The sequence below is a fragment of the Arsenicibacter sp. R0_47 genome (assembly GCF_057652235.1).
Genome location: NZ_JBYFCJ010000006.1, coordinates 335,423 through 348,528 on the forward strand (window position 1 = coordinate 335,423; position 13,106 = coordinate 348,528).

Genomic DNA, 13,106 nt, shown 5'->3' on the forward strand with positions numbered 1-13,106 from the left:
ATCGGGGGTTGTTTTTGTTTTTTTTAATTTCGGGGGTGCGCCGGGATAATTATATATAGGGGGGTGGGTGGAACTACTAATGTTGGTCCCACCACTTTTATATCCACCCCATTCGGAATAACCCAGCAACCATCAGAACCACCAGCAACCACCAGAACAACCCGCAACCACCAGAACAACCCAGCAACCACCAGAACAACCCAGCAACAACCAGAACAACCCAGCAACAACCAGAACAACCCAGCAACACCCAGAACCACCAGCAACAACCAGAACTATAAAATCATCCCTCAAACCAATCCCTGAAAACCGGTGCTTTTTCCTTACTGATGACGATTTCGGCCGTACAGGGTTTGTGGAGCGTCAGGAGTAGTTTGCCGCTGTAATGTGGCTGGTAACCCGCAATAGCCTCCAGGTTGACCAGGTATTGGCGGTTGGCGCGAAAGAAAACGGCCGGATCAGTAAGGTCTTCCAGCTCATCTAAGGTGTTGTAATCCGTAATCAGTTTCTGGCCTTCGGTCGTGTGGAGGTAAATCACTTCATCGCGACAGAAACAGGCCACTTTTTCCTGCGCAACCGGCACGATCTGCCGCAGGTAATGGGCCGTGAACCGGCGCTTGTATTTGCGCGTCGTCCCTTCCGTTGATAAATCGGCCAGAAACTCGCGGAACTGCTGCTTAAAACTCTGCCCGTCGGGTTGCCAGCGATGAAACTTGGCAAAAGCAGCCTGCAACTCTTCCGGATCAATCGGTTTCAGCAAGTAGTCGATGCTGTTCAGCTTAAAGGCGCGGATGGCATACTCGTCGTAGGCGGTTGTGAAAATGACCGGACAGGCCATGTCCGCCTGCTGAAAAATATCAAAGCTCACACCGTCGGCCAGCTGAATGTCGGATACAATCAGATCGGGGGACGGTTGCGTTTGCAGAAAGGCACAGGTTTCGGCCACGCTCGCCAGCGGCCCGGTGATTGTGGCGTCCGGCTCCAGTCTCCGCACCATTTTCTCCAGCGTTTTGGCCACCAACGGCTCGTCTTCAATCAGCAGAATGGTCATAATCAAGCTACCCCGGAAGGCTGAATTAATACAAAATTCATAAACAATCGGTCGTTGGGTGTGTTATTAACCATAAACTCAACAACACAGTAAAATGAAAAACAGCGATATCGTTGATGCACTGAACGAACTGGTGAAAATCAACAACGACCGTATTCAAGGCTACGAAAAAGCAATCGAAGACAACGAAGATCAGGGCCTCGACGACCTTTTCCGCCACTACGTTATCCAGAGTCAGAATTTCCGCAGCCAGCTTGCCGACCACATTGTCCGGATCGACGGCACCGCGGTTTCAGACGCAACGTCAACCGACTTCAGCAGCAAAATCCACCGTGCGTGGATCGACATTAAGGCATCATTGACCGGCAAGGACAAGGATACCATCCTGAGCTCAGTCGAATTCGGCGAAAATGCAGCGATTGAAGCCTATAAGGATTCTATCGAAAACGAGCATTTACCAGCCTATATCAAGGAAGATCTGCACAAGCAACTGACTGAACTGGAAGCGGCTTACGCTAAAATTTCGGCCCTGCACGCATAGCATTTCCTCTTTGTATCCTTTTTTTTCTGTCATCCCTCCTACCGTTGGGGTGACAGAAAAATTACACATTAACCACCGGCCGCCCCGTTTCCTGTCCGACTGCCAGCAACGGAATCCGGACGCAGAACGTCTCCTCCTCTTCTACAATCTCAACCGGCTGTGTGCTCAGAAAACCGTACAGGTGTTTCAGGTTGGCCAGCCCCTCCCCGTTTGATGTATCCACACGCCCTTTACGGCGCAGGGTATTACTAACCGACAAATAGCCATCATCAACCCCTATCCGGATGGTCAGCGGATACTTATCGCTGATGACATTGTGTTTAATCGCATTTTCGATCAGGACCTGTAACGTTACCGGGACAATGCCGGCATCCATGGCTTCGTCTGTTAGTGCAAATTCTACCTGAAAGGCTCCGTCGAAACGGGTTTTCAGCAGCGATACGTAAATGCGGATAAAACCCACTTCGTCCTCCAACGCGACCACCGCCTTATTTTTATGTTGTAACACATAGCGGAACACCTTCGATAACTGCCGCAGAAACTGCCGCGCCAGTGCCGGGTCGTCCTCGATCAGACCATCCAGCGACGAGAGGCTGTTGAACAGAAAATGCGGATTCAGCTGATTGCGCAGATTATCATACTGCACCTGCGTTTTTTCTTTTTCCAGTTGTGCCGCCCGCAGTTCGTTTTCCTTCCAGCGGCGGAACAACTGCCACGCGATCAGGCCAAGGCTTATAGCCATGTTAGCCAGAAATATAGCCAGGGTAAAGGTCACCAGTGTCAGGCGGTTCACCGAAAACCGCAGGGCAGGCAACACATAGTTGATCATGAACAGGCCCGACACAAACAGAATGGTTTTCACCACCGTCCAGCCGCCGAAGAGTTGGGCCAGCAGCCGCCAGGTCACGTTTTTTTCAAACGGCAAACGGCGGTCCAGATACCTGTTGATCCGCAGATGAATGTACCAGATCAGGTTCAGCGCCAGAAACGACGTCATGAACAGGATACTGTTCTTTGCCCAGGTGATCTCCGGAATGATCCACAGGCGCAGCAGAACCCCTAACAGCGCAAACCAGAGAAAGACAATCTGTATGTATTTTGTGCTCCTGAAACTCATCTATTGCCTGATAATCATGCCATCACTCATTTCAATCACCCGGTCGCAACCGGCGGCGAAGTCCGGATCATGCGTTACGGCGATAATCGTCTGCCCCATACCGGCCAGTTCCTTAAAGATATGAAATACATTTTCGGTATTTGCACGGTCCAGGTTTCCGGTTGGTTCGTCGCCCATGATAATAGTCGGGTCGTTGATCATGGCACGGGCAATGGCCACACGCTGCTGCTGCCCGCCCGACAGCTTACTCGCCGGTTTGCGGGCAAAGTCGGCCATGCCGATCAGCCGGAGCTTTTCCATCGCCCGTTCCTCTACTTCCTTTTCGCTGTAACGGCCTAGTTTCAGGCCCGGCAACATTACGTTTTGCAGGGCGCTGAATTCGGGCAGCAGAAAGTGAAACTGAAAAACAAAGCCCAGATGTTCGTTGCGGAAGTGCGACAGATAATCCTGGCTACGGCCCGTCAGCGGGGTTTCTGCCATTTCAATGGCACCTTCGTATTCCGTATCCATCGTCGATAACAGGTACAGCAACGTTGATTTGCCGCAACCCGACTTACCGATTATCGACAGAAACTCGCCTTTTTTCACGTCAAAGGTCACGTCTTTCAGCACCTGAAATTTCTCAGGGTCGTAAAAGTACTTGTTGAGGTGGACGGCTTTTAATACTGTTTCCATGTTTTTTTACCCGCGTAAAATGGCAACCGGATCAACTTTTGAGGCCTTGCGCGACGGAAAAAATCCCGCCAGAACAGTAGTCGTCACGCCGAAGCCCAGCCCCATGAGGTAGTATTTGGCGGCAAAAATGACCGGGAATGTTTTCAGACTCAGCACATCACCGGCATCAAACGGCATAATCGACAGCATATAGCTCAGCCCGAAGCCAATCAGCAGACCAAGGATCCCCCCCGAAATACCGATGAAAATGGCCTGTAACAGAAAAATGGCGACAATGTCTTTCCCGTCGAAACCGGTGGCTTTCAGAATCGCAATGTCCTTGATCTTGTTCATCACGGTCATGTTCATGATGTTGTAAATCCCGAAACCGGCCACAACCAGCAGCGTAAAAGACACGACAAACGTCATGACATTCCGGATGTTTTCGCCGGCCAGAATCGCCTGATTGGCCGTTGCCCAGTCTTCGGTATGGTAGCCGTATGTGGCATACAGTCGTTTCCCGAACGGAATGGCCTGCAACGGGTCGTTCATCTTGATGTGAATATCAGTGATATAGCCGGGGTCCTTTTGCAGCATTTCCTGCACGGTCGAGATATTGGCGTAACTCTTGATGTTATCGACCGTCCCGATACCGAAGCTGAACGTCCCGACCACCCGCAGAATCCGGTTGGTACCCAGCGGTGTCGTCACACTTACCTTATCGCCGACCCGTACGTTCAGCTTCCGGGCAAGGGTAGCGCCCATGATCAACCCGTCAGGATTGCTCTGTAATGTCCGCAAACTGCCCGACTTCAGCCGGGAATTAAGGTTATACAACCGGTTTTCACGCTCGATATCAACTCCCGCCACCGTTCCGGAAATCTGGATCGGACCGTTATTGAAAAACACCTGGGTCGATAGCTGGAAAGAGACACCCAGCACACCCGCCTCTTTCTCAATGCGTTCAGCAATGGTTATGCCGTTTTTCAGCCGCGACAACTCATCCTTAGGCTTCTGGTGGTAAACTACGTTGAACCCTTTGGGATTCAGCTCATCAATCAGGCCGGGCCGCTGGGTATTCACTTCGTTATACATCCGGACGTGCGGACTAGCATCGAGTGCCGAATCTTCCAGAAACTGATTTACGCCCTGCATGAACGAAATCATCGTAATAAACATGGCAATCCCGAACGTAACGCCCAGCATCGCCACCAGTGTCTGCTTTTTCTTGGCCAGCAAATGCGTCTTCGCAATCTCCGCCGCAATGTGTAGGTTCATAGGCAATGAGTGATTGAGTCATTGAGTGATTGAGCGATGTTTACGCGGTTAGTCAGCCGCTAGCACAAAGGATTGAATAGAAGGTGTCTGGATCCGGTCAGCACAGACGTTCACTCAATCACTCTTTCACTCAATCACAATTAGTTTTGTCTCCTTCGTCAATCCTCCTTTTACCTCGACAAGGTCAAAGTTTTCGGCGCCTTTTTGGAAGCGAACCTTCTTTTGCTCCTTGCCTTCTTCGACCCAGACACTGTCGTTGCCGAATACATAGGATTTCGGGATGGTCAGCACCTTCCGGTTGCGGCTGATAATGATGTTGGCTTCCAGAGTCAGGCCGTAATAAGAGGCAGGGCGTTCGCCGGTAAACTCCGCATCGACGCGAAATGATTGATCGGCGCGGTTAAGCTTCGGATAAATTTTACTGATCCGTGCCTTAAAGAATTTGTCGGGATAGACATCGGTTTTGATCATCACCTCCTGCCCTGCCCGGATCCGGCTGAAATCGCTTTCATCAACGGCCAGCTGCGCATACAGGTTATCGCCGCTCCCGACCAGCGCCAGCGGATCGCCGGGACGCACAACCTCGCCGGGGTCTTTGTAGACGTCATACACCTTACCGCTTACAAAACTCTGGACCTGCGTATTCCGGCCCGCCTCCTGCGATGCCACCAGCTGACTCCGGTTATTGTCTACCTCCACTTTCAGCTGGTTACGGGTTCGTTGCAGAGTATTCAACTGCGCCCGCAGGTTGTTTTTCGATACGGTAAAGTTCAGTTCCGACCGCTCCACCTCGGCCCGCGATGTGGCGTTCTGTGCGTACAGATCGCGGAAACGTACGTAATTCACCGAGTCATTCTGCAGGCGGGTGCGGGCGTTACGGACCTGTGCTTCCAGCTCTGCCAATACCGGTGAACCGGCATCCAGATTGGCCTGAGACTGCCGCAACACACTCGACGCCGCCTGCTGACGGGCAGCGGCCGACGCATTTTCGAGCGTAAATAAGAGCTGCCCTTTATGCACCGAATCGCCTTCGTTGATAAGCCGCTGCTCAATAATGCCCTGAGCATCTGCCGTAACGGTATACTCACCGCGGGGCAGCACCGAACCGGATGCATAAACAGCTTCTGTTAAATCCTGATAGGTTGGCGACGTTCCTTCCGGCCCTTTTTTACAGGAAACCGAAAGGAGCATAAGCGCCGGAACAAGAAAGGCGGTACTACCAGCTGGCAGCAGACGGCCGGTCAGACGTTTACTTTCCATGGCGAATCTGTAGAATGGTCTGATTGATAAATGCGTTTGAGACGTTGGTGAGGTACCGGTTCTGTGCCGCCAGGGCATCGTTAAAAACACTGAGGTACTGATCGTACGCAAACAGACCGGAGCGGTATTTCACGAGTGCAATCTGCACATTCTGCTGACTGAGTTCGTAATTTTGCCGGTTCAGGTCAAGCGAGCGCACGGCCTGTCGGTAGGTGTTCTGTACATCGGTCTGATCAAGATCCTGTTTAATCTGCTCGTAAGCCAGTTCGGCCTCAGCCAGCTTTATCCGCATCCGGGCCCGTCCGATGTTGCTGTCGCGCAACCCGCCCGAATACAGCGGCAGATTAAACTGGAGCCCCGCTACCCCGACTGCATACCAGGGCTGATTCAGGTTAAAAAAATCAAACTGCTTGCGCTGTGCCTGTTCGGCAAACCGCCCGTAGGCCGACAGTGTTGGCCACCGCAGGGCTTTTTCGCGGTCGAGTTGTAACCGGTAAAATGTCAGCTGTGATTCTTTGAGCACAACCTGAGGCCGCTTCTGACCCATACCAGCCCCGGGAACAACAGGCGTTGCCAACGGTTGCAACAAGCTTTCGGTTAAGGCCAGACTATCCGATACGGCAAGTCCCAGCAGCACCTTGAGCTGATTCAGGTTGCGGGCAAACGCCAGTTCGTTTTGCTGCAGCACATCGGCGGTTGTCAGCTGCACGGAGCGGATGCGGTTGTATTCGAGGGGTTCAATCAGGCCCTTATCGAGCCGGTCGCGGGCAATCTGCATCAGTGTATCGGCACTGGACAGGTTCCGGCCCGTGATCTGAATCGCGGCGCGGGCCAGCAGTGTGGCATGATACACCCGTGCGGTCTGGGTGGAGACCTCATCCTGCAATACCAGATTCTGATCGTCCAGGATTTTGAGGTTCTGATCCGTAATAGCCAGGTCAACGCGGGTTGGCCGGTTCAGGAGCGGCATGGTGACTTCGGCCGTAGGAGTAAATACATACGGCACCCCGAACTGAATTTTCTGAAACTCGCCCGGCTTTCCGCCCAAAAATTCGGCAGGCAGCAGCTGCGTCGGCAAGGCATAGTTATAGTCGAAGTTGGCATATACCCGCGCCTGTGGCAGCCGCGCGGCACGGGCAACGTCTTTTTGCTGCGCCTGTAACTGCCGGTTCTGCAGGGCATTCCGTACGTCCGGATTCCGGTTCCGGGCCAGCTCCAGCGCCTCCTGCACCGAAGCGACAACGGTTTGCCCCTGCGCCGACAGGCTACACAAGAGGCAAAGTGTCAGTAATCGAACCATCTTTCGTCAGTAGCTGATTGAATGGCTCAAAACAACAAGCCACCGCGCATTTCCCTGCTGACGAATCTCATAAAGCAGACAAAAAACAGTCCGAAGCCGACGTGACTCCGCTTAAAGTTTTTTATGGCTACTGTACACCCGGCTGCCTGTAGGGCAACACCATATGAAAGGACGCCCCTTCGCCCTCAACCGATTCAGCATGGATTTCGCCCTGGTGATTCATCACAATCCGGTGGCAGAGCGCCAGCCCGATACCGGTTCCTTCATACTGCTGTTTGCCGTGCAGCCGCTGGAAGAGCCCGAAAATCTGTTGCGCATAGGCCGGATTAAAGCCAATGCCGTTATCGGTCACCGAAATCCGGCAATGCTCATTACCCTGAAACAGAAACGGATAGTCTGCCTGTTCGGCCGCCGTGAGCGTTACCATACTGATTTTCACCACGGGCGGTACCGACGGTTTTGCAAACTTGAGCGCATTACCGATCAGGTTATAAAACAGCTGGTACATCTGCAACGGTATAGCCTCAACCGGACTAAGTTCACTGACCTCAATCACCGCCTGTTTGCGGCTGATTAACAGCTCCAGGTCTTTCTGAACCTCACGGATCACCTGGTCAAGATCAACCTGTTCATACGTACCCACCTGTAACTGACTCGTCCGCGAAAACTCCAGAATATTCCTGATCAGCAGCGACATACGACTGGCGGAAGACTGCATCCGGCCCAGTATCTGCAATCCGCGGCTGTCCAGTGCGCTGCCGTACTCTTCTTCCAGAATACTGCCGAAGGCCTGTACTTTCCGGAGTGGCTCCTGCAAATCGTGGGAGGCAATGTAGGCAAAACGCTCCAGCTCCTGGTTGGTTTGCTGCAACGATGCGTTAAGCTTCCGCAGCTCTCTGGTCCGCAGATCCACCTGCCGTTCCAGCTCCTGCTCCGTCATCTTACGGGCGGTGATGTCCTGTGCCGTTCCGCGCAGCAACACCGGCTCGCCCTCGGCATTGAGCGTCACCCTGCCCTGTGCACTGATAATCCGTTTCCGGCCGGTAATCAGGTTCCGGATCGTGTATTCTTCCTCATACTTGCCATCCGGGCCGATCCGGAACGCCCGCATGGCCGATTTAATCAGCCGCTCCCGGTCCAGTACGTCAACCGCCTGCTCGATGGCCGCCAGGGGTGCATAGTTTCCGGGCAGTCCGTACCAGTCGACCATGCGGTCTGAGAAGTAGAGTGTATGGGTTTTCGCATCCATCCACCACGTTCCCAGTTCAGCCAGCTCGATGGCTCCCCGAAGCACTTCCTCTGCCTCAGCAATCTTCTGCCGCGCCCGGACACGGCTGGTAATATCCACGGCCATCACCAGAATGGCATAGATGTGTCCCTGTTCGTCGGGCAATGGCTTATAGGTCACATTGACGTAGCCGGTATGCCCTTTGCCATCCCGCACCTGTTCGAGTTTCTGCTCCTCAATATGAACGACTTCGCCCGATGCATAGGCCCTGGCCAATGTCGAAAACAGGTCCTGATGGGTATCCGCCGGCAAATGGCCGCTCAGCTTCTGACCTGTCACATCGTCCGGCAGCTGCCACATAGCCAGCAGTTTTTCGTTAGCCGACTCCACCACAAATGTCTCGCCCCGTAACAGGCCGATGGCCACCGGGGCCTGTGCGATCATGTCACGGAACCGGCGTTCGCTTTCCAGAATGCTTTTTTGTGCCGCCTTTTCCGGTCGCAGATCCCGCACCACCGATGCCCGCCCGATTGGTTTCCCCGTTACCGGGTCAGTGATAACCAGCATGGTTCCGTGTACCGGAATGGCCTCGCCCGTTTTAAAATGACGGTACAGTACCTCCCCCGACCAGCGGTTAGTCGCCAGCAGGCTCGGTGCGATCTGCGGAATCACCCGGTCAATTTCTTCCGGCATCAGGTAATCAATATTCCGGCGTCTGGCCTCCTCCGGGCTATCGAGGCCGACCATCCGCTGTCCGGCCGCGTTCAGGTAAGTCACCTGCCCGTTCCAGTCCGACAGCACAATGAAGTCCGAGCTGTTTTCGACCAGAAACAGCAGTTTCCGCTGCTCTTCGCTTTGCTTTTTCTCCCCGGTGATGTCACGCAGAATCGAGAAAATGCTGTCCAGTTCGCCGGTATCGGTATAGATCAGGGTAACATGGTGGTTAATCCAGATCATTTCCCCGCTTTTACGGATATACCGGCTGTCGATGGTAAAAGAACCGGCCTTCTGTTCAATTTTCTCCCTGAACAGGGCATTCTTCCGCGCAGCATCATCAGGATGGTTCAGGTCGGCATAACTGCCTTCATAAAGCTCTTCGGCGGTATAGCCCGTCATCCGGCAATACCCTTTATTGACCAGCAGAAATTTGCCCTGCGGGTCGCCGATCACTACGCCCACATCGGCATGGTCAAAGGCAACCTGGAACCGCTCTTCCACCCGTTTCAGGGCCGCCTCCCTGCGTTTTTCTTCCGTAATATCGGCGGCCATGCCGGTGAAATAATACGCCTGACCGGCAGTATTAAAGTATGCCCGGCCAATCAGGCGTATCCAGCGCATTTTTCCGTCAACGGGACTGGTGAGCCGGAACTCAATGACGGCGGGTTTATTCAGACTGGACCGGGGCGTCCGGGCCATGGCATCATAAATCGGTGCCCGGTCGTCGGCGTGAATCCAGTTCAGCATTTCCGTGAGTTTAGGCGACCGGTCGGGCCAGTGGTAAATGGCCTGGCAACGCTCGTCAAGCTCCATGCGGTCTTCCAGCGCATAGACACTCCACACGCCCATCCCCGACGCTTCAATGGCCATATTGGCCCGCCGGACGCTGTTATCCCGATCCTGTTGCAGGCGCAGGTGGTCGGTTATATCCTGCATGGCCCCGACCATCCGGACCGGTTTCCCACCACGCCGGATCACATATCCCCGATCCTGAATATACGCATAGGTGCCATCAGCCTTCCGGAAGCGGTATTCATCGCTCCATTGGGTATCGCCACGGCTTAAAGCCTTTTTCAGCTGAGCAATAACCTGTTTCTTGTCGTCGGGGTGAATACAGTCTGACCACGAGTCAATGGGCTTAGGCGACTCATAGTCTGTATAGCCCAGCAGCGTCTGATACGCTTCATTCCAGAAAATCACATCCTGCACCAGGTCCCAGTCCCAGATCACATCATGGGAGGCCTTTGTCAGTAAGTCAAAGCGCTCATTAGCAATGGTTAAGTCATCGAGGAAACGTTGAGGTCCAGTCGTATGCATCGTACAATTGGGTAAGATCTTAAAAATAAGCAACCATCCGATCATTTCTCACGTTCAGGGAAGAATTTGTTTTGGCAGATGTCCGCCGTTAACCAGCCAACAACCGTCCCGAACGAAAGCAGCGCTTTTGTATATTTGGGAAATAACAGCCCTTTCAGAAACAGACCGGTGACATTTACACTTTATCAAATCGACGCCTTTACCGACATCCTTTTCGGAGGAAATCCCGCTTGTGTGGTGCCGCTTAACGACTGGTTATCAGACGATATTCTGTTGAAAATAGCCAAGGAAAATGCTGTCGCCGAAACTGCTTTTTTTGTCGATCAAGGTGAAAACGTGCATTTGCGGTGGTTTACCCCTGAAATTGAAATGGATTTGTGCGGTCACGCCACACTGGCGGCTGCCCATGGTTTACGGACAATACTCGGGTATCCAAAGGAGGAAATCACGTTTAAAACGATAAGTGGTGAGTTGATCGTCAGGACCGAAAACGGGCTGTATAAAATGGATTTTCCGGCGAGGATGCCTGCACCCGACCAGTTGCCTGCAACCATCGCCAAATCGTTAAGCCACCCACCCCGGGAGGTGTATAGAGCAAGAGACTATCTGTTAGTGTATAACAGCGAAACAGCCATCCGGAACCTTACGATTGACCGGCACCTGTTTGATCAGATCAACCTTGATCCCGGCGGCGTCATTGTAACGGCTGTTGGCGATGCGTGTGATTTCGTTTCGCGTTTTTTTACACCACAGGCTTCGATTTTAGAAGATCCTGTTACGGGTTCTGCGCATTGTTCCCTGATTCCGTTCTGGTCAAAACGGCTACACAAAAAAGAACTATACGCACAGCAGCTATCCGAACGGATGGGACACCTGTACTGTGAAGACCTGGGCGACCGGGTCATCATCAGCGGACATGCCAAAACCTATTCAATCGGTAGCTTTTGGCTGGAATAGCCGGGAGGTGCTCCTAAATACTTTATGAATTCAGAAATTTACCAATAGTGGCGGCACGAGCGGATGGCCGCCCCCTTTAAGTCATATCACCACTCGCTTTCAATAGCAAGCCTCATTTCATGTCTTTTTAGCTTTGTAATGACCCAACTATTTAGTAAAAGGAAACCAAAATGGAAATAAAGTATTATCAATATAGGCTTGGACCTGCAAAGCTAGTTGCAGGAGAAATGCATGCCAGCTTGCATCAATTTGACTTTGACGAAAGTGTAAGCGACACTTCTTTCGGTAAGCAAATTATTGATTGCATAACTACAGACAAACTATCAAAATTGATTTCCAAGCATATCCGACGTGGAATAAATATTGGAGACAATAAACATACCAGACTAATCACTGCGCCAGATTTTCCGATAAAAGCTTTTGAACCTGGGTATTTCAACACTGAAAAGATAGAGTTAGGGCTCTCTGGTGGTGATTTTTGTGATTATCAAGCACATTTACTTATCGAATCTTACTACTATTTCTGGGAGACCAAACATCCTTTTTCACAATGGCATAAATGTAGATTTGAAATTGACGGAAAAACTTTTACAAGTGCTGAGCAATATATGATGCATGAAAAAGCTCTTTTATTTGGAGACATTGATTGTGCAAGTAAAATCCTGATTACCAACAATGTTAGAGAGCAGAAGCTACTTGGACGAAAAGTAAGAGGTTTCAATAAAAAAATATGGGATTTAAATGCTCCGGCAATTGTTTACAGAGGAAACAAAGAAAAATTCAAGCAGAACCCTGAGTTTTCAAACTTATTAATATCGACTAGAGGCCACACAATTGTTGAAGCAAGTCCTGATGATTCAATTTGGGGAATTGGATTAGCTAAAGATCATGAAGAAGCTAAATCAGTTATTACGTGGAAAGGTAAAAACTGGCTTGGCATCATTTTGACAGAGCTTCGGGAAGAACTTCTTGAAAACGAACTTGAGCATGGGTATTTAACACTTGAAGATTTGAAATTGACAAACAACGTATAACATCCATTCCGCAACCAATCGATCTAAATTTTACTATGATACATTGATGAAGCCGTAAAATAATGAGCACATATGGATTCAGAAAACTATTTACAGTGGTGGCACGACTTTAAGTCGTACTACCACTCGCTTTCAATGGCAGTCATCATTTCATGTCTTTTATGATCACATAACTCATGGGAATATCATTATGTACAATAACCGGCCATAGACTTAGTGCAGATGAAATTGTGGATTATCAAGACGTAATCGAATCAGACAAGACATTGAATGATCTATGGTTCTGGAGCAAAAAACGAGATATTGAAAAATGGGTAAACATCGCAGACAAAGAACGAATAGAAAATTTCTGGGAACATAATGAAACCCAGGTAGAAGTAGATGGTGTATTCATGTTTGATCACCTTACATTCCCAACTTTTTTTGGAGAGATTACCTTCCACAGGAATATTTTAGAATTATGTAGTTTTGGTATAAAGCTTTGGACATTGGAATCTAGAAATGATTTAAGTGGGGGAATTTTAAATTTCAACAATCGCCTTTCCGAGTTATTCGAACAAACTACCCTTATTTATTATCAGGGCTTTCTCATAAAACCCTATGCATGGTCATAAATTCGATTAGTGAGTTAAAATCATCCGCAAACTGATCG

Annotated in this window: 11 protein-coding genes; 4 read left to right on the forward strand and 7 right to left on the reverse strand. The window is 50.9% G+C overall.

The features are described 5' to 3' along the window. Positions 1–283: 283 nt before the first annotated feature. Positions 284–1,051, reverse strand: a complete 768-nt coding sequence (locus AC23NW_RS14410) for a LytR/AlgR family response regulator transcription factor (protein WP_487450357.1) — start codon at positions 1,049–1,051, stop codon at positions 284–286. Between the two features lie 94 nt (positions 1,052–1,145). Here AC23NW_RS14410 and AC23NW_RS14415 point away from each other — a divergent pair, with 94 nt between their 5' ends. Next, positions 1,146–1,592: a PA2169 family four-helix-bundle protein gene (locus tag AC23NW_RS14415; protein ID WP_487450359.1), complete on the forward strand. Its 447-nt coding sequence runs from the start codon at positions 1,146–1,148 to the stop codon at positions 1,590–1,592. A gap of 61 nt (positions 1,593–1,653) precedes the next feature. Here the strand turns inward: AC23NW_RS14415 and AC23NW_RS14420 are convergent, their stop codons facing one another. From AC23NW_RS14420 to AC23NW_RS14445, 6 genes are all read right to left on the reverse strand, one after another. Then, a complete protein-coding gene (locus AC23NW_RS14420; RefSeq protein WP_487450361.1) occupies positions 1,654–2,709 on the reverse strand; it encodes a sensor histidine kinase in 1,056 nt (351 codons plus the stop codon). Next, a complete protein-coding gene (locus AC23NW_RS14425) occupies positions 2,710–3,384 on the reverse strand; it encodes an ABC transporter ATP-binding protein (protein WP_293833755.1) in 675 nt (224 codons plus the stop codon). 6 nt (positions 3,385–3,390) lie between these two features. Continuing rightward, on the reverse strand, positions 3,391–4,641 hold the full coding sequence (locus AC23NW_RS14430; RefSeq protein ID WP_293833757.1) for an ABC transporter permease: 1,251 nt from the start codon (positions 4,639–4,641) through the stop codon (positions 3,391–3,393). Between the two features lie 126 nt (positions 4,642–4,767). Continuing rightward, the gene (locus tag AC23NW_RS14435; RefSeq protein WP_487450373.1) at positions 4,768–5,832 is read right to left on the reverse strand and encodes an efflux RND transporter periplasmic adaptor subunit; all 1,065 of its coding nucleotides are present in this window, start codon (positions 5,830–5,832) and stop codon (positions 4,768–4,770) included. Positions 5,833–5,890: 58 nt separating this feature from the next. Further along, positions 5,891–7,201, reverse strand: a complete 1,311-nt coding sequence (locus tag AC23NW_RS14440; protein WP_487450363.1) for a TolC family protein — start codon at positions 7,199–7,201, stop codon at positions 5,891–5,893. A 127-nt stretch (positions 7,202–7,328) separates the two neighbouring features. Then, positions 7,329–10,463 (reverse strand): PAS domain S-box protein, encoded by a 3,135-nt coding sequence (locus AC23NW_RS14445; protein ID WP_487450365.1) that lies wholly within the window; start codon positions 10,461–10,463, stop codon positions 7,329–7,331. A gap of 168 nt (positions 10,464–10,631) precedes the next feature. Here AC23NW_RS14445 and AC23NW_RS14450 point away from each other — a divergent pair, with 168 nt between their 5' ends. The 3 genes from AC23NW_RS14450 to AC23NW_RS14460 all read left to right on the forward strand — a co-directional run bounded on the left by AC23NW_RS14450 (position 10,632) and on the right by AC23NW_RS14460 (position 13,068). After that, positions 10,632–11,420, forward strand: a complete 789-nt coding sequence (locus AC23NW_RS14450; RefSeq protein ID WP_487450366.1) for a PhzF family phenazine biosynthesis protein — start codon at positions 10,632–10,634, stop codon at positions 11,418–11,420. Positions 11,421–11,590: 170 nt separating this feature from the next. After that, the gene (gene ybiA, locus AC23NW_RS14455) at positions 11,591–12,454 is read left to right on the forward strand and encodes a riboflavin biosynthesis intermediates N-glycosidase (protein WP_487450367.1); all 864 of its coding nucleotides are present in this window, start codon (positions 11,591–11,593) and stop codon (positions 12,452–12,454) included. A gap of 176 nt (positions 12,455–12,630) precedes the next feature. Beyond that, positions 12,631–13,068 (forward strand): hypothetical protein, encoded by a 438-nt coding sequence (locus AC23NW_RS14460; RefSeq protein ID WP_487450369.1) that lies wholly within the window; start codon positions 12,631–12,633, stop codon positions 13,066–13,068. The last annotated feature ends 38 nt before the right edge of the window (positions 13,069–13,106 follow it).

Bases quoted from the DNA above. Each gene is read 5' to 3' on its own strand.
- AC23NW_RS14410 (WP_487450357.1), bottom strand. From the start codon at position 1,051: ATGACCATTCTGCTGATTGAAGACGAGCCGTTGGTGGCCAAAACGCTG.
- AC23NW_RS14415 (WP_487450359.1), top strand. From the start codon at position 1,146: ATGAAAAACAGCGATATCGTTGATGCACTGAACGAACTGGTGAAAATC.
- AC23NW_RS14420 (WP_487450361.1), bottom strand. From the start codon at position 2,709: ATGAGTTTCAGGAGCACAAAATACATACAGATTGTCTTTCTCTGGTTT.
- AC23NW_RS14425 (WP_293833755.1), bottom strand. From the start codon at position 3,384: ATGGAAACAGTATTAAAAGCCGTCCACCTCAACAAGTACTTTTACGAC.
- AC23NW_RS14430 (WP_293833757.1), bottom strand. From the start codon at position 4,641: ATGAACCTACACATTGCGGCGGAGATTGCGAAGACGCATTTGCTGGCC.
- AC23NW_RS14435 (WP_487450373.1), bottom strand. From the start codon at position 5,832: ATGCTCCTTTCGGTTTCCTGTAAAAAAGGGCCGGAAGGAACGTCGCCA.
- AC23NW_RS14440 (WP_487450363.1), bottom strand. From the start codon at position 7,201: ATGGTTCGATTACTGACACTTTGCCTCTTGTGTAGCCTGTCGGCGCAG.
- AC23NW_RS14445 (WP_487450365.1), bottom strand. From the start codon at position 10,463: ATGCATACGACTGGACCTCAACGTTTCCTCGATGACTTAACCATTGCT.
- ybiA (WP_487450367.1), top strand. From the start codon at position 11,591: ATGGAAATAAAGTATTATCAATATAGGCTTGGACCTGCAAAGCTAGTT.
- AC23NW_RS14460 (WP_487450369.1), top strand. From the start codon at position 12,631: ATGGGAATATCATTATGTACAATAACCGGCCATAGACTTAGTGCAGAT.